Origin of the sequence: Flavobacterium sp. KACC 22761, assembly GCF_034058155.1 — a bacterium.
GTDB lineage: Bacteria > Bacteroidota > Bacteroidia > Flavobacteriales > Flavobacteriaceae > Flavobacterium.
Map to the genome: position 1 here is coordinate 4,598,280 of NZ_CP139148.1, position 23,264 is coordinate 4,621,543.

The following is a 23,264-nucleotide window of genomic DNA, read 5'->3' on the forward strand; positions in this document are numbered from 1 at the left end:
AAGATCTGTGTCCCAATTTTTTACGTCATTGTATTCAATATTTCGGCAATATGAATGGTTTTTACTCGACTGTTTTGTCTTCTTAAAATACCTTCCAAATGCATCAAACACGACATGTCTCCACCTGTTATATAATCTACATTTTGATTTTCATGATCTTTGATTCGGTCTTGTCCCATTTTTACTGAAACAGCTTCTTCTGTAACGCAGAATGTTCCTCCAAAACCGCAACATTCGTCTTTTCTGGATAATGAAACCAAATCCAAACCTTTGATTTTATAAAGCAATTGCTGTGGTTTTGAAAAAAATGGTGCGTTCAATTCGGTCATCTGCGAAAGCTTTAAACCACGCTGACCGTGGCAACTTTGGTGCATTCCGACTCTATATGGAAAATTACCGTTTATTTGATGAATATCCAGAATATCAATAATAAACTCGGTTAACTCGAATACTTTTTTACGCATTTCTGACGCGACAACTTCGAGTTTGTCATCATGCAAATGCTCTTTTACGTGCAAAACGCAGCTTCCTGACGGACAAACGATATAATCAAATCCTGCAAAATTAGAAATAAAATTTGCGTTGCAGCCTTTCGTTAAATGCTCGTAACCGCTGTTTGCCATTGGCTGTCCGCAACAGGTTTGACCCATAGGAAAATGAACATCACAGCCTAATTTTTGTAAAAGCTCATAAGTTGCGATTCCTACTTTTGGGTAAAACTGATCGACATAACACGGTATAAAAAGTCCGATTTTCATTCTTTATTCTTTTATTTTTTGCCCGCAGATTTAGCAGATCAAGCGGATTTATTCTCATTTTTTTGTCATTTCGACCGAAGGGGGACTCGAACTGAAAAACTTGCATTGCAAAATACAGTTTATTAATTTTTAATTAATAATTATCAATTGTAAATTATTAATTGTAAATTATCAATTACTTAATGCTTATAAAATTTCAAATCGATTAAATCATTTTGAATTGGCTTTGGATTCCAGTTGTCGTGAATCGCCAACGCTGCTCCCAATGCACTTGCTTGCGCCATCGATGCTGCATAAACTTCAATATCAGGATAAGCTTCTGCCAGCAAATTCATAAAAATCGAATTTTTACTAAACCCTCCATCAACAAAAATTTTCTTAACAGGGCTATTGTGTATCACTAAATTAGTCGAAAAAACTTGTTGTTCGACTAAATCCAACATCAATTGATGATAAGCGGTTTCGTAACTTTTAAAAGTCGAAAGATCTCTTTTTTGAAATGGGCATTCTTTCAAAATATCAAAATCATATTTTTTAGGATAGATGATCTGAAAATGAAGCGCTCTTAAATTTGCTACAATATTTTTATCAAAATAAACATCTTTGAAAGTATCAAACGGAACATCAAAATGAGCCGCTAATCTTTTGGCTTGTACTTCATGTTCGTTGCCCGAAAACAATCTTGCTGCTTTTACCGGTTTTTCAGTATACTGCATATAACACAAACAATCTTTTTGAAGTTCATCAAAAGTCAGAGGCTTATTATTGAACGGATTCAGTGAAATGCTCCAAGTTCCTGTTGATAATAAAACAAAAGGCTCCGTGAAATTAATTGTATATGGAATAATTGCCGATGAACTGTCATGAAGTCCAACACCAATGGCCAAATCACCTTCTTTTTTCAAAACATCTTTTCCGTAATGCAAAGGCGGAATTTTCTCTGAAATGCCTTCATTTTCTAGCCATTTGTGATATTTCATTTTTTTGAAATTCCACAAATTAGTATGACAGCCAATGCTTGTAATATCGGCGAAAGCCTCATTTGTCAGCAGAAAACTCAAATATTGTGGCAAATGAAGACAATATTGCACTTTTTCAAAAAGCTCTGGTTTTTCTTCTTTAAGCCTATAAATCTGCATTCCAGAATTCAGGCTTCCTAAAACTGGAGAAGCCGTTTTGACTGCAAATTTCTCCTCGCCTTTATATTTGTTGTAAAACGCTGTTTTTAATTCCTCTGGATAATCTTTTAAGTAATTATACAGAGGAGTCAAAACTTTTCCGTTTTCATCAATGTACACAAAACTAGCGCCGTATGTACTAAAATTGATTGCTTTTAAAACATAGTTAGACAGTTCTTTTATTTCGGATAATCGATCTAATATCCAGTTTTTCAGGACATCGATATCTTCACAAGGAAAACCATCTTCATCTGTGGTTTCATCAAGATTTACTGATTTTTCCCAAACAATCTTATAATTTTCGTCAAATAAAAAAACCTTTTTGTTTGTTTTACCAATATCAAAAATTGCAACTACATTCATTTTTTTAGTTATGAGTTTTGAGTTATGAATTATGAATTATTAGACTAAGTCTTTTTGTTTTTTAAACTCATAATTCATAACTCATAATTATTACAATCCTGTTGCCATTGTTTTTAACCCTCTTTCTCCAATTAAATTGCTTCTAACAGCGAGAGAACGATACAATTCAACTGGATTCAAAGCAGCTCCAGAGCGCAAACGAGCTTCAGCAACTAATGCGCGAACATCTGTGCGGAAAGCATTTTGAAGAATTTCCTGCGCTTTTACCACGTCATTTTCTTCTTGAGCTTGCTCTAAAGCTTTTCTGTCCACAGAAAGTGCCTGTGCATAAGCAATCATAATCGCTTCAACAGATTGCAATAAATCTTCTAAAGGATCTTTGATATTGTGAGAAGCATCAATCATCCAGCCTAAATCTTTGGCGTGATTCATTCCTCTTGCGTCCATTCCTTCAACTAATTCATTGAAAATCAAGAATAATTGGTAAGGTTTTAATGCTCCGGCAGTTAAATCATCATCTCCGTATTTTGAATCGTTAAAATGGAAACCTCCTAATTTATTGTCCATCAACAAAATAGAAACAATTTGCTCAATGTTTGCATTTGGTAAATGGTGTCCTAAATCAACAAGCGTTTTTGCTTTGTCTCCTAACTTTTGAACATATGAATACGATTGTCCCCAATCTGCAACAGTTGTTGAGTAAAAGTTTGGTTCAGCACATTTGTATTCTAAGAATAATTTCCAGTTTGAAGGTAATGCATCGTAGATTTCTTCTAAACTTTCTAATGTATTTTGATAAGCTTTTCTGAAGTTTAATTGCCCCGGAAAGTTAGATCCATCCGCTAACCAAACGGTTAATGAATTAGAACCTAATTCGATTCCGTGTTTGATCACTTCAATATTATGAGCAATTGCTTGTTTACGAACTGCTTTATTTACGTTTTGCAACGAACCATATCTATACGTATGTTCTGCATTTGCCTGATCCTGAAACGTATTCGAGTTCATGGCATCAAACTTTAATCCGTGCTGTGCTGCTAACGTTTTGATTGCTTTATAATCAGTCGGGATATCCCACGGAATATGAAGCGAAATCGCTCCAGAAGCATTGTTTAATTTATGAAGCAAACCTACATCTTCAATTTTTTCTTCTAATGAACGAGGCTCTCCTCCACCTGCAAAACGTCCAAATCTAGTTCCTCCAGTTCCTAAAGCCCAAGATGGAATCGCGATTTGAAAATCAATTAATTTTTGAATAATCGATTCTGCATTTTCTATTTCTGATGCTGTAAAAGCAAATTTATTTTGATGTTTTTTCAGCAATCCCTCATTATGAGATGCAATATTGTTTGATTCAATTAACATAGCATTTTATTTTAATAGCGCACAATGTACCACATTATATCGATTGCGCTCTCGGTTAATCTTAAATATTTTTTTGCATTTTTTTAGTTCTTTAATTTTAAAAAATCTAACGTCCGAAAACTTCCGAACGTTAGATTACAAAAAACCACCTTTGTTTTAAACTTAAAAAAAACTAACAATTTATCTGTAAAAGCCCATTCCGACACCGCCATCAACGTTTAGAGCGTTTCCTGTAGATTTATCTAATAAACCACCAACGAAAGCAAAACACGCATTTGCGATATCATCTGGCAATATAATTTCATTTAATAAGGTACGTTTTGCGTAGTAAGCCGGCAATTCTTCAACTGTGATTCCGTATGCTTTTGCACGTCCTTCTGCCCATCCGCCCGACCAGATATTTGAATCTGAAATTACAGCGTCTGGATTTACTGTATTTACGCGAATTTTATCAGCTCCTAATTCAGCAGCCATTAAACGTGTCAAGTGTGCTTGAGCCGCTTTTGCAGAACCGTATCCAGGATTATTTGGACCTGCAACTACTGCATTTTTAGAAACAATATTTACGATGTCTCCGCCAAAACCTTGTTTGCGCATTACTTCAATTCCAGCTTTAGAAACAATAAATTGTCCTTTTACCAAAATATCATACAATCTGTCCCACTCTTCTAAAGTGTGTTCAGCAATTGATTTAGAAATACTGATTCCGGCATTGTTTACAATAATATCGGCACCACCAAAAGCTAGAGAAGCCTGGTCAAATGCTTTTTCGGTACTGTCAGAATCAGTAACATTCAATAAAGTGCTTGAAACTGCATCTTTACCAAACAATTTCACAAACTCAGCTGTAGCCGATTCTAAACGCTCTTCATTAATATCATTGATTACTACACAAGCACCTTCTTGAGCAAATTTCTTAGCGATAGCTTTACCAATTCCGCCGGCAGAACCTGTAATTACAGCGATTCTTCCTGACAATGCTTTTGGTTTTGGCATACGCTGTAATTTAGCTTCTTCCAACAACCAATATTCGATATCAAATGCTTCTTGGTGAGGCAATGAAGTATATTCTGAAACTGCTTCAGCACCTTTCATTACGTTTACCGCATTGATATAATATTCTGACGCCAAACGCGCCATTGTTTTATCTTTTGCAAAAGTGAACATTCCCACTCCAGGATATAAAATCACAACCGGGTTTGGGTCACGCATTGCTGGTGAATTTGATTTTTTGCATGCATTGTAGTAGTCTTTATACATTGCACGATACGCTTCAAATGCGGGCGTTAATTTTGCTTTAATTGCTGCAACATCAGACAAATCTTCGTTTGGATCTAATTCCAAAACTAACGGACTGATTTTAGTTCTTAAAAAGTGATCCGGACAAGAAGTTCCAAGCGGTGCTAATTTTGCCAAATCATTAGAATTAATGAATTCCAAAACTCTTGCATCATCTGTATAATGTCCAATCATGTGACGCTCAGACGAACAGAATCCTCTTAAAATTGGAGCTATTTTTGCCGCTTTCAATTTACGATCTGCTTCAGGAAGACTGTCGATTTTTTTGCCTCCAAAAACTGGACGTTTTTTTCCGTAGTTGCTTTCTAAATATTCAGCGCATTTCTCGATTACTTCCAGTGTATTAATATAACTTTCGTATGCAGTGTCACCCCAAGTGAATAAACCATGAGAACCTAACATAATACCGCGAAGTTTTTTTCCTTTTTTCTCAGCTTCTTCCAAACAGCTTCTTAATTGAAGTCCAAGGTCAAAACCAGGACGTTGCCAGCCAACCCAGCCAATTTCGCCATCAAATAATTCTTCGGTAATTTGCTTTCCATCTTTTGCAGCCGCAATTGCAATTGCCGCATCTGGATGCAGGTGATCGATATGTTTGAAAGGCAAGAAACCGTGCAAAGGCGTATCGATAGAAGGTGCTTTTGAAGCCAAATCAAAAATACAGTGATTGAACAATTCTACCATTTCATCTTCAAACTCAATTCCTCTGTACACATTTTCAAGATTGCGCAATCTGTCTAAATAAAGTGCCGCACAGCCTGATTTTGTCAAAGTTCCGATATCTCCTCCAGAACCTTTAATCCACATAACCTCAGAGCTTGCTCCCGTTAATGGATCTTTATCTGTAATTTTTACAGAAGTGTTTCCACCTCCGTAGTTTGTCAATCTTAAATCGGCTCCTAAAAGATTAGAGCGATAAATAAAAAGCGCTACTTCATCACCAGCTAATTCTTTTGCTTTAGCGTCATCCCAAAGATAGCTTACGTGCTTAAAATTCATATTATTTGTATTTATATTCGACATTTGGTTGTTTTGATTTTAGTTGATTTTTATAATGAATTACCAATTCCGACTACGACAATCGAAAGCATGATTAATCCAATTCCCCACACAAAAGTTTGCATTGTTTTTTTAGAAACTCCTGTCCATTCTTTCAGATAGAATCCCCAGAAATTAGCCGTCAAAATAATGGTTGACATATGCAGAATCCATGAACTTGCACCATTGCCTAATTTGCTCTCTCCCATGCCATAAAAGAAGAACTGCAAAAACCACATTGTTCCTGCAATTGCAGAAAACAGTACGTTTTTAGCAATTGGAGTATTTATATTGGTATAATCTGAAAAAGTTTTGTTTTTGAAATTCAGATAAATACACCATATAAAGTTAGTTGTTAGTCCGCCCCAAAGTATCACGATATAACTCACATTGTTTTGGAACAAAAATTCACCTTGATTCGGATTTGCTAATTTCCAAGCTTCATTTGCCACTTCCGCCATTGGCTTTGCCGCTTCAATTCCGAAATTGAAAAATGAGCTCAAAATACCTGAAACTATAGCAATGATCAATCCTTTTACCAAATTGAAATCTTTGTCTTTATCTTCATGACCTGTTGCAAAATCCTTTTCTTTCAGCATTCCTGCTTTTCCTAAAATAGCAATACCAAGAATACATATTAAAACTCCGGCCAAAACCATTTGTCCACCTGAATTCGCAAACATATCACTAATCGACTCTTTTCCTTCTACTGCATTAAAATGATAGTAAATTGGTGGAATCAAAGCTCCAAAAGCAGAACAGAATCCTAGCGTAATTGAGTTTCCTAACGACATTCCTAAATAACGAACACCAAGACCATAAGTAAGTCCGCCTACACCCCAAATCAATCCCATTATAAATGCTAATGCCTTAACTTGTGGTGCAGCTGTTGCGATGATTTCAGTAAAATTTGGAATCGTTAAATAAGCGGCAATTGGCGGCACAATAAGCCAAGAGAAAAAACCTCCTATAAGCCAGTAGCTTTCCCAAGCCCAATTTTTTACTTTCTTGAATGGCATATAAAAACTGCCCGAAGAAAAACCTCCAATGGAGTGAAAAATAATACCGAGTAATGATTCCATTTAATAATTTTAGTTTGTGGTTATTGATAGTTAATCTGGTTTTGTAAAATAAGAGAATGTAAAAAAGAAAACTGTCCTGTACTATCCTTTATGATTTTACTAATTATGTTAAAACCCGTGAATATTGTAAATAAGAAGGGTTTTTAAGTAGAAAAATAAATTTAAAATTTCTATTTTAGCAATCGATTTCGTAATTATTATATCCTCAAACATTGATAAATAATGAAATCTCGAAAAATATAAAATAAGCCTTATTTAATTTTGAGTCTTTGTGAGAAAAGTAACAATTAAGCCAATTTGTAAGCTTTAAACCCAAAATATTCTACACAATTTATAATTCAAAATTAATCCTATTAAGTAATCGCCATAATCAACAAAACCACAAAATGATTAAACTTATCAAAATAGACGAAGATTCAAGGGTTCCAAAATACAAGCAAATTGTAGATTCAATTTTACAGAATATTGCGAACGGAAACCTAAAAATAAATCAAAAAATTCCTTCGATAAACAGCTTCAGCGAGGAGTTTTATATGTCTCGTGATACAGTTGAAAAGGCATATAACATCTTAAAAGAGCGAAAAATCATTTCTTCTATTCGAGGAAAAGGCTATTATATTACCCGAACTAAACTCGAGTCGAAGGTAAATGTGCTCTTTTTATTCAATAAATTGAGCGCATATAAAATGAAAACTTATAGCTCGTTTATCAATACTGTTGGTGCAAATGCACATACGGATCTTCATATTTATCATTGTGACGAAACTTTATTTTTGAATTTACTAGACAAATTCGAAGGCGCTTACGATTATTATGTCATCACAACGCATTTTAAAACAGATGAATTAAAGCATTTGAGTTTTACTGATGATGTTGTTAAAGCTATCGAACGCATTCCAAAAGAGAAATTAGTCATTATGGACAATATCAAACTCGGACTAGAAGGCGAAATCATCAAAATTTATCAGGATTTTGAAAATGATATTTATAATGCTTTAAAAGAAGGTCTTTCGAAAATTACCAAATACAAAAGACTTATTTTGGTTTATCCTGAAAAGGCGGTTTATCCTTATCCGAGAAGAATCTTGCACGGATTTAGAAAGTTTTGTGTCGAACACGAAATCAATTTTGAGATTCTAAGCGAAGTTTACGATGATATGATTCTGAAAAAAGGCGATTTGTTTATCACTATCGAAGAATCAGACTTGGTGAATTTAATGAAACAGATTCGCGATGAGGAATTTATTTTAGGAAAAGAAATCGGCGTAATCTCTTATAATGACACACCTCTAAAAGAATTATTAGGAATCACCGTAATGTCAACCGACTTCAATGTAATGGGGGAAACCGCTGCTCGAATGATTTTGAATAAGGAAAAAGGAGAATTTAAAGTGCCTTTTAATTTTATTGATCGGAATTCGATTTAAAAAAAGGTTCAAAGTGGCAGAGTGACAAAGGTTCAAAGGTTTTTAAATTTTGTAATCTCGCAAAGACGCCAAGTCGCCAAGTTTTTTAATGAATTGCGTCCAGCTTTAGCTGGATGAATTTATCAGAATGTAAAAAGGCTTTAGCCAAAAAACGCATTTTTGGCTAAAGCCATTCAAAATTGACTTTTACGAAACCTCCAGCTAAAGCTAGAGGCAATTTATATTTTAAACTAAAACTTTACGACTTGGCGTCTTTGCGAGATTAAAAGATATAATCTAAAAAACTTTGAACCTTTGTCACTTTGTTACTTTGAAACTTTAACCAAAATTATATTCGATTTTGGTGCCGGTTTCATATCTTTTCCCATATAAAAACTCGTATGCGGAGGCTGATTATAACCAACATTCTGCCAAGCAATGCTCAATCTATATTGCGGATCGTGCATTAAAGTATATTGTCTTACATTGGTCGAAATTATTGTTGAATAAATACGAAGTTCTTTATTATCTTCTGATCTTAAAATTAGTTCTTCACGCCAGTCGCCCAAAATATCAGCAGAAAGTGCCGGAGTCGATTTTGTACCGTTATTCGAAACTGCGCCTGTTGCGGTAAACAATCTTCCTTTGTTGTATTTATCAATATGATTAGAATCTAGCAATTCTCGTGAAGTATCATCATCCCAATAAATTAAAAAATTAATGGAGTTTGGTGCTTTTCCAACAACCTTTCCTTTCATATCATACAAATCGGGCGAACCAGAATACCAAAACTGCGCTCCTCTTAATTCAGGATCAATGTTATCTGCAACGCCTCTGCCCACATCTTCATTTATAGAACCAGTAAACAACACTTTTCCATCTTTTGCAGCAAAAATAGTTGCACCCGGACCCGTCGTACCATTCTCAATTTCGTGAATCCCAAAAACTTCAAGACCTGGAAGATCCGGATCTAAATCAGAAACATGAATCGCATCACCATGTCTGAAACCTGTTGTATATAAGCCTTGCCCGTTGTCATCAACGCACATCGATCCGTAAATGATTTCGTCTTTGCCGTCATTATCCACATCAGTAACGGTTAGATTATGATTTCCCATTCCCGAATACGGATTTTCAGAATCTTTGCTATCAAAAACCCATCTCGAAGTCAGTTTGCCATTTTTAAAATCCCATGCTGCTAAAACCGTTCTTCCGTAATAACCGCGACACATTACAACACTCGGATGAACTCCGTCCAGATAAGCAACACAAGCCAAGAAACGATCCATACGATTTCCTTTTGTGTCATTTCCGCCACTTCCACCATGTCCACCCCAGCCAGCAAGATCGCCCCTTTCGGCAATATAATCAACAGTTGTAATGAGTTTTCCCGTTTTTCCGTCAAAAACAGAAAGATACTCTTGACCTTTTAAAATTTTTCCATAAGTTCCCGAATTTGGATCACGGTCAACCCAATCTTTTGAAGCATCTCCAACAACATTATTTTGGCTATCTGTTGTTCCGTCGGCCGTTTTGCAAACCAATTCTGCAATTCCGTCGCCATCCAAATCATAAACCATGAATTGTGTATAATGTGCGCCTTCACGAATGTTTTTGCCTAAATTAATTTGCCACAAAAATTTTCCTTCCAAAGTATAAGCCTGAAAAATAGGCGGATCTGTAATTCCGGTATGCGAATTGTCATGTCCTTTTCCAGTCATGTGAACAATCAAATCGTATCTGCCATCTCCATCCAAATCTCCAACCGAAATATCATTTGCTGTATAACCTTCAATTTGTTTTAATTGAATCGACAAATAATCTTTATCAGCACTTGAAGCCGGAATGGTAAAACTTCCTTTTGCATCACTTTCTTTTCCTTTTAAAACTGTTTTTACAAACCAAGTATTATCTTCCTGAACATCTGCTTTTGCATCCACAAAATTTGTCGCTCCGGAAATGGGTTTGTCATTTAATTTAATTGCTTTTTTAGTACCGCTTTTTCGATACAAATTAAAAGCAAGATTATCAGGATCGGTTCCTAGGACACGCCATCCAATAAAAAACTGATTGTTGCTTTTTACAGCAATAACGCCTCGATCGAGATTTTCCATTTGCCTTTGACTGAATATATTTAGGCTTAAGAAAAGCAGTATTACTACAAAGTTTTTATTATTTTTCATATTGTATTTTAAAATGTGAATATGTTCTTTTTTAATCTCGCAAAGACGCATGGAAAATTAAAAGCTAAACTTTGCGTCTTTGCGACTTTGCGAGATTATCTACTTTTTTCAACTAAAAAAAACTTAGAGTCTAAGAATCTCAATAACTTAGAATCTTTAAAAAAACTTCTTAAATCCTTCACTTTTTACTTTCCAAGTTCCGTCTTTTGGGAAACCTGGGTTTTGTTCTGTGGTTCCGTCCCAGCCAGCGCACATCATGGCAACGGCAGTTAATAATCCTCCATTTCCTGGAAGGTAAAGTGTCAGTCTTTCTGCCTGATAATTATGTCCGTTTTTTAAATACGTATTTGTCGTCACATTCATAAACAAGGCATCAATTGCTTTTTCTGGCATATTTAATCTTGTGGCAGACATTGCCGTCATCGGGAAATCCCAACCCCAAGTTTTGTCCCAAGACCAAGTTTTCCAAACCAAATCAAAAGTATTTTTCATGATTTTTTTATCCAAAAGAGAAGTTTCAGGAAGCATTCCGAAAGTTCCCAAAACAGATGGATGATCGGTTTTGAATTCTGGATTAGTATAAGAATCTGTTGCACTTTCTGTCGCCAAATAAACATCACCCGAAACAGGAAGTTTTGATAATTTTGCCAAAACAGTTTCCCATTTTTCAGGTACTTTTTGGTTTAATTTTTTCTTCCATTCAATAGCTGTTTTCAAAGCCCAATTCCAATATGCTAATTCATAAGTTGGATTAAAAGTTTCCATAGCCTTAAAGCGTTCTTGCGCTGGAATAACACCCGGACCTAAAACATAACGATCTGTTTTAGCATCATAATTCGCAAACGAAGCCATGAAATTTGCTGTTTCAAAAACGCGTTCACTATACAGCTTTAACGTTTCTGCTGTTGGTTTTGCACGATACATCAAATCAGCATAAGTAATGAAATGCGGCTGTTGCCAAATCAAAAATGAACCTACTGATGACGGACTTTCATTCCCTTCAGGATCTGTCATTTTTTGCCATCTTGCACCTTCAAAACCTTGTCTTTTGGCAATATTTTTTGCTTTATCAAAAACTTTTTGATACCACGGAAGGCTTTTTTCTAATAATTCTGGCCTATTCCAAAGTACAAAATGGACACCATGCCACCAATGCATTTCTAAATGCGGTTTTCCGTACCAACTGTTATAAGTCAAACCTGTTTCCTGAGGCGGTACTTTTCCAGTACATTGCAGTTTTGTCAAATATTGCGAAAGAATTACTCTTCGTTCTAACTCTTTGGCTCGCGGATCTGTACTTCCTGAAAAATCAACTGCAGCGCCACTTTTCCAGAAATTTTCCCAGCCTTTTATACTGCTATTTTGAATAGTTTCAAAAGAAGAATTTTGAGTTTTATTAGCTACCAAAGCAAAAAGACAGCTCAATTCTAATGTATTGGTATTTGAAGCTTCAATTACAAAATAATGATCTGATGCTTTTTTAATTTGCGCATTTCCTTTCCACATTAAATCAACGTTGTATGAAATGCTGTCCATTACATGTGTTACAACTGCTTCTGTTTTTGATTTTTGTTTTAGTGTGCTTGTATAATTTTGCGTTCCTTCATATTTGGTTCCAAAATCGGCCCAATCACCAGTTGGAAAAGGGATTTTTAAACTAATTTTTAAGCGTTTCTGTTGCAATAAATCTGATTTTACTTTTACGCCAATTGCGTCTTTTTCTTGATGTGAAGCGGTCAAAACTGTAACCGGAGTTCCTTCAACTTCAAAATAACTTTCGATTTCGCCTGTCCATAAATTCAGTTTTTGAGAAATCGATTTAATGTCCGTTGACTTAGCCAAACTTCCATCTTTCTTCAAAATTTCAAAGCCTAAATTCCCCAATTGCACTAAATGCGGATTTTGTCTGAACCAATTTATGGCGTCAACTTTTCTTTTTGGTTCTTTTATCTGAACCGTATACGAAACATTTCTGCCATACTGCTGATAGTCTTTTAAGGTTTCAGAAAACTTAAAATTCTCTGTGTTTTTATAACTGTCCCAACCCCACTCCGACTCCGTTCCTAACGGAATTCCGTTTTGATAAGTTTTTGGAAAAGTTTGCAATCCCGTTGCATCGACAGTAAAGGCAAAAGCACCGTTTCCAACAGTCAAAGAAGCCAAAGTGTCAATAGCCGTAATTTGAACGTTATGGCGATTCACAAGAGCTTTTCGATCGATTTTCTGTTGCGCTGACAACGAAATCGCAAACAGAAATAAAGTAATTAATTGATATTTTTTCATTTGGTTGTTTTTTGGTTTCAGGTTTCAGGTTCAAAAGGCTTCGACTTCGCTCAGCCTGACATAAAAATTGTTTATTATGAAAACGATTGTCACCCTGAGCGTCCCGAAGCTTCGGGAGAAGGCTCGTTTTCCATTTAACATCTCACATTTTACAATTATCAAATTATCAAATTGACACATTCTCTAATTATCTCATTCTCTAATTAAAGTAACACTCATCAAACCAATCACCACATCATTCGCAATAGTTCTCAAAGTCATACTTTTTAATGTTTTATTTTTATCCAAAAGCAAATCCAAAATCGTTCCTGCACCGCCATCAACGCCATAATTTGTGAATCCTTTTACAACTGTAAAATCTTTAAAATCTCTTGAAATTTCTCCGGTTTTCAGATAAACTCTTGGCGGTTTTGGTGCATCGGTTGTAAAAGCTAATCCGTCAATAAAATAGTCTTGTTCGATTGGCCACCAATTTTCTGGATTTTTCAAAGGCAAAATTTCAGAAGTTCCATCTGTATAATTCATAGTTATTTCTCCATTTGTGATTCGACTTTGCATTGGGTTGGTTGATCCGGCAAGCATGAAATAAACATGTGAAGCTTTTCCGTTTAACGGAATATCAACGCTTTTTGGATAATTATCCCACATCGAAGTAAAGATGATATTCTTCTGATTTTCCTCCGAAGGCGTTTTGAACGGAATCCCATTTGGTGTTTTAATTTCTCCAGTTTGTTTTGCTTTTTCGCGCAAACCTTTATCATCAATTTTCACTGAAATATTAGGATAACACCAATTTCCAATTCCTTGTTTTGGAAGCTGTAACGTTACTGTTTGTGGTCTTGGTGATAAATATTCGTTTGTGAAAATATCTGTAACTTTTGCATTGAAATAATTAGAAAGCGAAATGGTTTCAGCTCGTTGCGATTTATCCAAGGGAAGATCCCAATTAGTAACTTTTTCAGGTTCTTTTTTACTTTTTAAATTCAATTCAAATGGTTTCCACCAAGAAAAATCGCCTTGTTTTAATTGGATAAAGACTATTTTATTTCCTTCGCCATTTAGGGTTGAATTGAAAGTTTTTTCCGTTTTTTCGATTTTATCCAAAACTGTTTGCGGATCATAAACCGAAACAATTTCTCCCTTATCAATCTTAACATTTATAGCTTCTCCTGAATTGTACGAAGGCTTAATAGCCATTGTTTCCAAAGTTCCCCCTTTCCAATTCACAACAACATCATAAACTGCGCTATACGGCAATTCAATGCTAATCTTTGGATTTCCAATGCTTTCCGGAATTGCTTTCCACGACACATTTTTTCCGTTTATTTTAATACTTTCTATAGCGTCAAAATAGGCATTCAGAATCAATTTTAAATTCATTTTTGATGTAAAATGATTTTCTATATGATAAGTGTCGTGCTTATTTTTTCTATTGAAAGCAATCGAAACATCTGGAATTTCTAAAGACGCTTCTTCCCATTCTTTAGGAAAACCCGGCTGAATCGTCAAAACTTCCGCAATGGCGTCTGGTTGAATTCCGAAAAGCCCTTCCACTAAAGTTCTTGATGCCATTCCGATTGGATCCGCAAAATCGCGGTACAATTCACCACGCATTTTATCTTGATATAAAAGTTGTTCAAAACCACCCGGAGAAGCGCTCAAATAAAGACTTTCGATCAAAACACTTTCCCACATTTTGAACGCTTTTTCTGATTGTCCGCCTTGCCAAAAAGCCAACGAAGTATGTAATTGCTCAGCCAAAGCCACATTATTAATCGACCAAGTATAAGGTTGCCAATTTGTGGTACTGATTACATAAAGATCTTTTTTATCCAAACCTTCTGCCGAAATTGGAATATGAGGAATCTGTTTATCAACATAATTCAGCATTTGATAACTCTCAAACGGATTTGACAATTCAGAATCTATTGTATGATATATGCTCCAAACTCCGGGAGAATCGTGCAATAATCGGTTTCCTAAAGCGTCTTTGTATTCGGCAAAAATTCCTTTTTTAGAAAGCCAAAGTTGTTCGTTTGAAGCTTTTAAAATTTTCTCCGCTTCTTTTTCATAAGGTGTTGCATCTTTTCCAATTTTCTTAGCTAATTCAGCAACCGTTTTATTCGCATAAAGATTATACGCTGAAGAATGAATTACAGCTCCACCGCTATATTGCAAAGCATCACTCGCCCAAATTGTCGCGTAAGCATCGTAAAGTCCGTCATTATCAGGATCGAAATTTCGTTTTTCCCAGTTTAAATGTCGTTCAATTGTAGGCCACATTTCTTTCAAAAAAGCGAGATCACCCGTCCATTTAAAATGACGTAACATCTGGTCGAAAAAAACCAAATTCATATCGTAATGATGTGCAACGGTATTTTTATTTGGATTTCGGGAAATGTAACCACTGCTGAACATGGATGTTCCCATTTCTTCTTTTTGACGCGCCAAGTTTCGTTCTTCATCCAGGACAATCGGACCACTTTCAGGCGAAGTTACTTGCGAATTGCTGTAACTTGTAAAATGTGTTTTTGCTCTGTCGTGCCAACCTAACGGATCTGCCGTATAAGCGCCACGCCACGCATTCAAATACATTCTCCAAGCAATTGCACCGTGTAAATACGCTGGATTTTCCCAAATTCCGTCAGAAGCAATTGAAAGCGCGAAACCTAAATTATTGATATAAGGATCTGGCGTTTTTACTTTTACACGATTCGCTAAAACTTGCGTTTCCTGAACTGATTTTTCATAAAGCTGTGCGATTTCTTTTTGCGAAATAGCTGTTTTCAAATCTTCTGGAGAAAATAACCAATAAATAGCTTTTTCTGAAATGCTTTTTATTTTTCCTGAAATAATGGGCAATTCCTCTGCTTTCGAATTATACAATTCCAAAGGCGAATTTTGATTTTTTGCATTAGCCAAAAGCACTTTCGATTCAGGAAAAAATCCATTTAAACTTTTATTATTTCCTGTTTTTTGCTTGTTACTTTCAGAACCATATTCCAATAAAAAAGACTGCTTTTGTAAAGTGTATTTATTACCAAGACAATATTCTGGCTGTAAATAAAATACCGATTCCGGATCAGCACCAATATCGCCGTCACGACTGAATTTCTTTCCGGTTGCACCACCAAAAACCCAAATCACATTGACATTTTTAGAAATGTCCTTTCCATATATTTTTACGATAAAACCTTCTTTTTCTTTTAAAGCGACAACATCGACAAACAATTTTCCTTTTCCTAAAATCGCATCTTCAATTGTGTAATGCATTGTGCCCAAAACATATCTGGTATCAATTTTAGAAGCTTCGGTAATCCATTTACTTTCTTTTCCGTTTAAGATTCCGAGTTTAAAATTCCCTCCCATTCCCGGCATATACATGGCAAATTCAGGCAAATCGCCCGTTTCAACTCTAAATCCTGTATTCGAGCCATAGAGCGCGCGATTGAATTTTCGGATTCCATTTTTTAAGACAAAAGCATTTTCCTCTGGCGCATAATGCAGTTTGCGCACTTCTTTATTTTGTCCAAAACTTAAAATTGGAAATAAAAAAAGCAAACTGAAAAGCGTTGTAAAAGAATATTTTTTTGTTTTCATAAAGCAGTAAAATGGCAAAATCTAAATAAGAATTAAATAAAATTAAAATCGCTTTTTTTTATCAATTCAATAATTCTGATGCAATTTCTTTGTTTTTTTGTGGTATACTATCCTGTACCTTCCTGATTTACGAAATATATAAAGCATATTAATTTTCAGCATTTTGAATTAAACAATAATCGCTTGATATAACATCATAGTACAGGATACTATATCAAAAATGAACCGTTAAGTTTGAAAATAAAAAAAAAATAAAATCTCAAAAAATTGGTAAAAATCAGTACTCTCTTATCGATGGTTATTTGTTTGGCAATGCCGAGTCAATTCTTTGCTATGCCTCAAAATACCGCTTTAAATAATATAGTTTGTTCATCTTCCGACAATAAAAATGAATCACAACTTTTTGTTTTTGGAAATTCGGCAAAAGACAAAAAAAATGCTCAAATAAATAGCGCAATAGTTTATTCAGAAGCAAAAGGTTATGGATTTGATTTTAATTCGGCTTCGAATGTAAAAATCAACTCCAATTCTTTTTCGGTTACAAAACCAGCATACTTTTCAGTTGCAGTTCCGGAAGGAAATTATCAAGTGGAAGTAGTTATGGGAAGTGCTGAAAAAGATTCAAAAGTGACCATAAAAGCCGAATCAAGACGATTAATGCTGAATGAATTTGTTGTGCCAAAAGGACAAAAAATAACGCAGACTTTTAATGTAAATGTTCGAAATATTAAAATTGACGATCAAACGAATATCAGTTTAAAAGACCGCGAAAAAGATATTTTGAATTGGGACAATAAATTAACTCTCGAATTTTTAGGCGAAGTTTCGATTCAAAGCATAAAAATAACTAAAAAAGACAATTTAACTGTTGTTTATCTCGCTGGAGATTCGACCGTTACGGATCAGGATGTTGAACCTTGGGCTTCTTGGGGACAATTTATTACCAATTATTTTGATTCAAATATTGTAGTTGCAAATTATGCTTATTCAGGTTCTTCTTTAAGTTCATTCAAAGGTGCAAATCGTCTGAAAAAAATACTTTCAGAAATCAAAAAAGGAGATTATTTATTCGTTGAATTTGGGCATAACGACGAAAAAATAAAAGGCGAAGGCAATGGAGCTTTTGGATCTTATTCGACATTATTAACTGAGTTTGTAAATTCGGCTAAAGAAAAAGGTGCAATTCCGGTTTTGGTTACGCCAACACAACGCCGTTTTTTCAATGAAAATGGCACTTTAAAAGAAACACATGGCGATTTTCCTGCCGCGATGCGTGCCGTTGCCCAAAAGAATAATATCGCTTTAATCGATGTTACCAAAATGACAACCGAATTGTATGAAACTTGGGGCGATGAACCTTCTAGAAAAGCGTTTGTGCAATATCCTGCCAATACTTTTCCGGGACAAGAAAAAGCGCTGGACGACAATACGCATTTTAATAGTTTTGGAGCCAATGAAATTGCCCTATGTGTCTTAAAGGGAATTCGTGAACTAGATATTCCATTAAAAAAACACATAAAAAAAGAAACACCAGATTATAATCCAAAGAAACCAAATTTCATTTCAAGCTGGACGCTTCCAATGAGCGCTAGATTTGAAATTGTTAAACCAGATGGCAATTAATACCAATTGGACAAAACAACATTTACAATTGGTATAACCATCAAAGAATCACTTTACTATGCTACTAAAAAACACTATCCAAAATCTCTCACTTGCAGCGTTTGCACTTTTTCTGACCCAAAATAGTCACGCTCAACAAACTGATAAAGTCTATCTTTCGGGAGAAGATTTTGAACATCCTGTGCAATGGGATTTTTATTGTACCGATGGAAACAACAGCAAAACTTGGTCAAAAATAAACGTTCCATCGCAATGGGAATTAGAAGGTTTTGGCGAATATACCTATGGACGTTGGTACAAAGAATTGAACCAAAAAGAACCAAGTAAAGAAGAAGGTTTATACAAATACGAATTTGAAGTTCCTGCTGATTATAAAGGCAAAGATGTTTTAATTGCTTTTGGAGGCGCCATGACGGATACTGAAGTTAAAGTAAACGGAAAACTGGCCGGAGCAATTCACCAAGGTGGTTTTTATGAGTTCAAATATGATATTTCATCTCTTTTAAAATATGGAGCAAAAAATATTTTAGAAGTACATGTTTGGAAACATTCGGCAAACAAATCGGTTAATGCGGCAGAAAGAAGAGCGGATTGGTGGCTTTTTGGAGGAATTTATCGTCCGGTTTGGCTGGAAGTTTCTCCTAAAACGCATATTGAGAATATTGCCGTAAATCCAAAAATGGATGGTTCAATTACAATAGATCTAAATTTGAAAAATGTTCCAAAAAATGCCACTTTAGAAGCCACTTTAAAAGGTTTGAATGGAGAAAATTTCCAAACTTTTACTTTTCCTGTAAAAGCAAAAAGTACCAAAGAAAGTATTGCGGCACAATGGAAAAACATAAAACCTTGGAATCCTGAAAATCCAAATTTATACAACTTACAATTAGTTTTAAAACAAAACGGAACTATACTTCATCAATACGATAAACGAATTGGTTTCAGAACTTTAGAGTTTAAAAAACAAGATGGAATTTACATGAACGGAACAAAAATCGTCATGAAAGGAATTAACCGTCACTCGTTCTGGCCAGAAGGAGGAAGAAGTACTAGCAAACGCATTAGTTTGCTAGACGCCAAATTGATTAAAGACATGAATATGAATGCCGTTCGCGGGCATTATCCGCCAGACACACACTTTTTAGAAGTTTGTGATTCGCTTGGCCTTTTTGTTCTAAATGAATTGGCTGGCTGGCAAAACTCTTATGATACGGAAACCGGAAAGAAATTAGCAACCGAAATGATTACGCGAGATGTGAACCATCCGTCAGTAATTATTTGGGATAACGGAAATGAAGGCGGATGGAATTATGATACTGATAAAGTCTTTGCAGATCTTGATCCGCAAAAAAGAATTGTAATTCACCCTTGGGCCGATTTTAACGGCTGGGACACGCACCATTACCCAACTTACTTGACAGGAATGCATCGTTTTAACGCTGGAGAAAATGTATTTTTCCCAACCGAATTCATGCACGGAACCTATGATAATGGACACGGCGCGGCGCTGGAAGATTTCTGGAACCGTTACAAGGAAAGTCCGCTTTTTGCAGGAGGATTTATGTGGGCGATGCTAGACGAAGCTGTTTTTCGCTCTGATTGGAAAGGAGGTGCCAAATTTGATTCAAAAGGTTCATTGGCTGCAGACGGAATTTTAGGGCCGCATCGTGAAAGAGAAGGCAGTTATTACACAGTGAAAGAAGTTTGGGCGCCAATTCAGTTTCAGCCAAAACAAGTTACGCCAGATTTTGACGGATCTTTCCTGATTACAAACGATTATCTTTTCAGCAATTTGAATACTTGCAAAATAGAATTCAAAGTATTGCAATTGGATAAAAATGTACTTTATACGAATGGAACTGCTAAAGAAATAGCATCTGGGAAAATCGAAATTCCGAGCATTGATCCTGGTGAAACGCATAAAATTAAATTTCCTGTTCCGAGCAATTTTGCAGAAGGTGATGTTTTATCGATTTCGGCTTTTGATCAGTTTGCAAAAGAAATTTACACTTGGACTTGGCCTATTCACAAAGCTTTATTTTATGCTAATAAATTTTTAGCAGTTCAAAATACAAAAGCGAAAGCTTCGGCTGTAAAAACTGGAACTGAAGTAACTTTAAAAGGTGGCGATGTTACGGTAATTTTAAATTCGGCAAACGGAGAAATTACATCGGTTAAAAATGCAACTTCAACTATTCCGTTGACAAACGGCCCGCGTCCTATCGGGATGAAAGCCAAATTAAAAGATATTCAGGTTTCTCAAGAAGGCGACAAAGCGGTTTGTTTGGTTTCATACATTGGTGGAATTTATTCGATCAAATGGACTATGGAACCTGATGGAAGATTTAAAATGGAAATGATAGTTTTAAAAAATGAAAGAGCAAACGGTGCAGACGGATTCGACGGTGCTTTTTTTGAGGATAAAATCAATTCATTCGGAATCACTTTTAGTTTCCCTGAAAAAGAAGTTACTGGAATCAAATGGTTTGGAAGAGGTCCATATCATGTTTGGAAAAACAGAATTAAAGGAACTACTTACGGCATTTGGGAGAAAGACTATAATAATACCATTACTGGAGAAAGCTTTGAAAATTTGATTTATCCAGAATTCAAAGGTTATCATGCGAATTTATTGGGAGCAAATTTAAAAGCGGGCGTTTCTTCGTTTAAAGTTTTTAGTGAATCTGATAATTTGTTCTTGAGATTATTTACACCAGATTTGCCTAAAAATGGTTTCCCAGGAAGTAATCCACAACCGGCATTTCCAGAAGGAGATATTTCGTTTATGTATGAAATTCCGGCGATGAGAGATTTCAAACCATTAGAACAACAAGGACCACAAAGTCAGCCAACAAACATCAGAATCAAAAGCGGTGACGACGGAATTAAGATGAATTTGTGGTTTGATTTTAGAGATTAAATTTTTGTTTTTTTTGTTTTAAGTTTCAGGTTTGCCCACAATCTTGTCATTTCGACGGAGGAGAAATCTTCGCAAGAAGCTCTACAAAGATTGGATTCTCTTTGCGGAGTTACTCGTGGAGATTTCTCCTCCGTCGAAATGACAAACTAGACGAAAAAAAAGCTTTAGGAAAAGCCTCGCTTTACATTTCACATTTTACATTTCACAAATTATGAAATCATTCAAAATACTTTCTGCCTTATTTTTAGCAGTATTATTTTTCAATTTTACATCCACCAAAAACAATAAACCCACCGTTTATATGGTTGGCGATTCAACCGTAAAAAATGGCAAAGGCGACGGCGCCGGCGGACTTTGGGGTTGGGGAGATTATATCGGGCAATTTTTAGATACTACAAAAGTCAATATCGAAAATCATGCTTTGGGTGGCACCAGCAGTAGAACTTTTCAGGACAAAGGTTTATGGATTGAAGTTTTGAATAAATTGAAAAAAGGCGATTATGTCTTGATTCAGTTTGGACATAATGACGACGGACCAATTAACGATACTATTCGAGCGAGAGGAACTTTTAAAGGAATTGGAAACGAAAGTCAGGAAATCGATAATTTGATTACTAAAAAACACGAAACCGTTCACAGTTACGGCTGGTACATTCAGAAAGTAGTTCGCGAAGCCAAATCAAAAGGTGCAATCCCGATTATTTGTTCGCCAATTCCGAGAAACGATTGGAAGGAAGGAAAAGTTCCGAGAAACGATAAATCATACGGTTTATGGGCAAAACAAATTGCTGAAAAGGAAAAAGTTACTTTCATTAATCTGAATGAAAAAATGTCCGTAGAAATGGAGAAACTCGGCGAAGCAAATGTAACCGGAACTTATTTCTACAAAAAAGATCATACACATACATCTGCAAAAGGTGCTGTGCTTTCGGCTTCTGTCATTATTAATGAATTGAAGGCGAGCAAAAATTCTTTAAAAAACTACATTTTGCCAAACCCAAAAATTGTGCTTCCTCCAAAGAAAAAATTGTTTTTAATAGGCGATTCTACGATGGCGAATAACAACAATAATCCAGATGCAGTTGGCTGGGGCGTTCCTTTTCCGCAATATTGCGATACAACCAGAATTGAAGTTATCAATAAAGCGCGTGGTGGCCGAAGCACAAGAACTTTTGTTTATGAAGGTCTTTGGGATGAAGTAAAAAATCAATTGCAACCTGGAAATTTTGTGATTATCCAGTTTGGGCATAATGATGCGGGTGATATCGACAAAGAGAAATTCAGAGGCTCATTAAAAGGAAATGGCGATGAAACACAAGAAGTAACGCGTCCAGACAGCTCAAAAGAAATCGTACATACTTTTGGGTGGTATATGGTGAAATTCATCAGAGAAGCCAAAGAAAAAGGTGCCATTCCGATTGTGATAAGCTTGACGCCAAGAAACGAATGGCCAAATGACAAAGCGGAACGTAGAACTGACACTTATGTAAATTGGTCTAAAATTGCTGCAGAAAAAGAAAATGTTCCTTTTATTGACCTAAATGATATTGTTGCTACAAAATATGAGGCTTTAGGAAAAGAAAAAGTAAAACCATTTTTCCCAAAAGATCATACGCATACAGGAGCTGAAGGTGCAACATTTAATGCGCTGTCAGTTGCCGAAAGTCTTAAAAAATTGAAAGATTGCAATTTGAAAGATTATATTGAAAACGTGAAATAAATTATGAGTTTTGAGTTATGAATTATGAGTTAAACAAGCAACTCATAATTCATAATTCATAACTCAAAACTCATAAATAAAAAAACCTCGTCAATTAACGAGGTTTTTGTTTTTGAATACCTAAGTATTATTTTTTTGATTCTTCGATAGAAACTTTTCTGAATTCTTTCAAAAGTTTTTCAATTTCCAAAGTAGCTTTTCTAGCTCTTGGTCCTGCAGCTTTGATACCTTTTTCAGTTAAAGATTCTGCTTCAGCTTTAAATGTGTCAATTTCGGCGTTGATTTTTACTAATAGATCTTTCATGCTTATACTTGTTAAATTAAGGCGCAAAAATAAAAGTTTGCTCGAACTATAACGCACGTTTAGTGTTAAAATTATAACTGTTTTTGACGTTTGAGTTAATATTAATTTAACTCGAGTTGTTTAAATCTCTAAATCAATGGAT

The 23,264-nt window shown here is 35.3% G+C and carries 13 protein-coding genes; 4 read left to right on the forward strand and 9 right to left on the reverse strand.

The genetic code is table 11. The annotated features are described in order from the left end of the window. Window positions 1–20 precede the first annotated feature (20 nt). The 5 genes from SCB73_RS19445 to rhaT form a co-directional block, all read right to left on the reverse strand. A complete protein-coding gene (locus SCB73_RS19445; protein ID WP_320567839.1) occupies window positions 21–758 on the reverse strand; it encodes a (Fe-S)-binding protein in 738 nt (245 codons plus the stop codon). 179 nt (window positions 759–937) lie between these two features. Continuing rightward, a complete protein-coding gene (locus SCB73_RS19450; RefSeq protein WP_320567840.1) occupies window positions 938–2,299 on the reverse strand; it encodes an FGGY-family carbohydrate kinase in 1,362 nt (453 codons plus the stop codon). 90 nt (window positions 2,300–2,389) lie between these two features. Continuing rightward, window positions 2,390–3,664: a sugar isomerase gene (locus tag SCB73_RS19455; protein WP_320567841.1), complete on the reverse strand. Its 1,275-nt coding sequence runs from the start codon at window positions 3,662–3,664 to the stop codon at window positions 2,390–2,392. A gap of 180 nt (window positions 3,665–3,844) precedes the next feature. Continuing rightward, window positions 3,845–5,986: a bifunctional aldolase/short-chain dehydrogenase gene (locus SCB73_RS19460; protein WP_320567842.1), complete on the reverse strand. Its 2,142-nt coding sequence runs from the start codon at window positions 5,984–5,986 to the stop codon at window positions 3,845–3,847. A gap of 26 nt (window positions 5,987–6,012) precedes the next feature. After that, window positions 6,013–7,083: an L-rhamnose/proton symporter RhaT gene (gene rhaT / locus SCB73_RS19465; protein WP_320567843.1), complete on the reverse strand. Its 1,071-nt coding sequence runs from the start codon at window positions 7,081–7,083 to the stop codon at window positions 6,013–6,015. Window positions 7,084–7,469: 386 nt separating this feature from the next. Between rhaT and SCB73_RS19470 the strand changes: the two genes are divergently transcribed. Beyond that, complete coding sequence (locus SCB73_RS19470; RefSeq protein ID WP_320567844.1) at window positions 7,470–8,510, forward strand: GntR family transcriptional regulator; 1,041 nt, start codon at window positions 7,470–7,472, stop codon at window positions 8,508–8,510. Window positions 8,511–8,815: 305 nt separating this feature from the next. Here SCB73_RS19470 and SCB73_RS19475 read toward each other — a convergent pair whose 3' ends face one another. From SCB73_RS19475 to SCB73_RS19485, 3 genes are all read right to left on the reverse strand, one after another. Further along, window positions 8,816–10,603 (reverse strand): rhamnogalacturonan lyase, encoded by a 1,788-nt coding sequence (locus SCB73_RS19475; protein WP_320567845.1) that lies wholly within the window; start codon window positions 10,601–10,603, stop codon window positions 8,816–8,818. A 225-nt stretch (window positions 10,604–10,828) separates the two neighbouring features. Continuing rightward, window positions 10,829–12,955, reverse strand: coding sequence for a hypothetical protein (locus tag SCB73_RS19480; protein WP_320567846.1), 2,127 nt, complete (start codon window positions 12,953–12,955; stop codon window positions 10,829–10,831). 192 nt (window positions 12,956–13,147) lie between these two features. Then, entirely contained in the window at window positions 13,148–16,555 is a 3,408-nt protein-coding gene (locus SCB73_RS19485; RefSeq protein WP_320567847.1) for a DUF4450 domain-containing protein, read from the reverse strand. A gap of 333 nt (window positions 16,556–16,888) precedes the next feature. Here SCB73_RS19485 and SCB73_RS19490 point away from each other — a divergent pair, with 333 nt between their 5' ends. The 3 genes from SCB73_RS19490 (at window position 16,889) to SCB73_RS19500 (ending at window position 22,818) form a co-directional block, all read left to right on the forward strand. Continuing rightward, window positions 16,889–18,178, forward strand: a complete 1,290-nt coding sequence (locus tag SCB73_RS19490; protein WP_320567848.1) for a rhamnogalacturonan acetylesterase — start codon at window positions 16,889–16,891, stop codon at window positions 18,176–18,178. 58 nt (window positions 18,179–18,236) lie between these two features. Further along, complete coding sequence (locus SCB73_RS19495; RefSeq protein WP_320567849.1) at window positions 18,237–21,098, forward strand: glycoside hydrolase family 2 protein; 2,862 nt, start codon at window positions 18,237–18,239, stop codon at window positions 21,096–21,098. A 211-nt stretch (window positions 21,099–21,309) separates the two neighbouring features. Further along, window positions 21,310–22,818, forward strand: coding sequence for a rhamnogalacturonan acetylesterase (locus tag SCB73_RS19500; RefSeq protein WP_320567850.1), 1,509 nt, complete (start codon window positions 21,310–21,312; stop codon window positions 22,816–22,818). Window positions 22,819–22,945: 127 nt separating this feature from the next. Here SCB73_RS19500 and SCB73_RS19505 read toward each other — a convergent pair whose 3' ends face one another. Continuing rightward, window positions 22,946–23,122 carry a histone H1 gene (locus SCB73_RS19505; RefSeq protein ID WP_026729959.1) on the reverse strand — a complete coding sequence of 59 codons (177 nt, stop codon included), beginning with the start codon at window positions 23,120–23,122 and terminating at the stop codon, window positions 22,946–22,948. Window positions 23,123–23,264: the final 142 nt, after the last annotated feature.

Bases quoted from the DNA above. Each gene is read 5' to 3' on its own strand.
- SCB73_RS19470 (WP_320567844.1), top strand. From the start codon at position 7,470: ATGATTAAACTTATCAAAATAGACGAAGATTCAAGGGTTCCAAAATAC.
- SCB73_RS19445 (WP_320567839.1), bottom strand. From the start codon at position 758: ATGAAAATCGGACTTTTTATACCGTGTTATGTCGATCAGTTTTACCCA.
- SCB73_RS19505 (WP_026729959.1), bottom strand. From the start codon at position 23,122: ATGAAAGATCTATTAGTAAAAATCAACGCCGAAATTGACACATTTAAA.
- SCB73_RS19490 (WP_320567848.1), top strand. From the start codon at position 16,889: ATGCCTCAAAATACCGCTTTAAATAATATAGTTTGTTCATCTTCCGAC.
- SCB73_RS19450 (WP_320567840.1), bottom strand. From the start codon at position 2,299: ATGAATGTAGTTGCAATTTTTGATATTGGTAAAACAAACAAAAAGGTT.
- SCB73_RS19455 (WP_320567841.1), bottom strand. From the start codon at position 3,664: ATGTTAATTGAATCAAACAATATTGCATCTCATAATGAGGGATTGCTG.
- SCB73_RS19475 (WP_320567845.1), bottom strand. From the start codon at position 10,603: ATGGAAAATCTCGATCGAGGCGTTATTGCTGTAAAAAGCAACAATCAG.
- SCB73_RS19500 (WP_320567850.1), top strand. From the start codon at position 21,310: ATGAAATCATTCAAAATACTTTCTGCCTTATTTTTAGCAGTATTATTT.
- SCB73_RS19495 (WP_320567849.1), top strand. From the start codon at position 18,237: ATGCTACTAAAAAACACTATCCAAAATCTCTCACTTGCAGCGTTTGCA.
- rhaT (WP_320567843.1), bottom strand. From the start codon at position 7,083: ATGGAATCATTACTCGGTATTATTTTTCACTCCATTGGAGGTTTTTCT.
- SCB73_RS19480 (WP_320567846.1), bottom strand. From the start codon at position 12,955: ATGAAAAAATATCAATTAATTACTTTATTTCTGTTTGCGATTTCGTTG.
- SCB73_RS19460 (WP_320567842.1), bottom strand. From the start codon at position 5,986: ATGTCGAATATAAATACAAATAATATGAATTTTAAGCACGTAAGCTAT.
- SCB73_RS19485 (WP_320567847.1), bottom strand. From the start codon at position 16,555: ATGAAAACAAAAAAATATTCTTTTACAACGCTTTTCAGTTTGCTTTTT.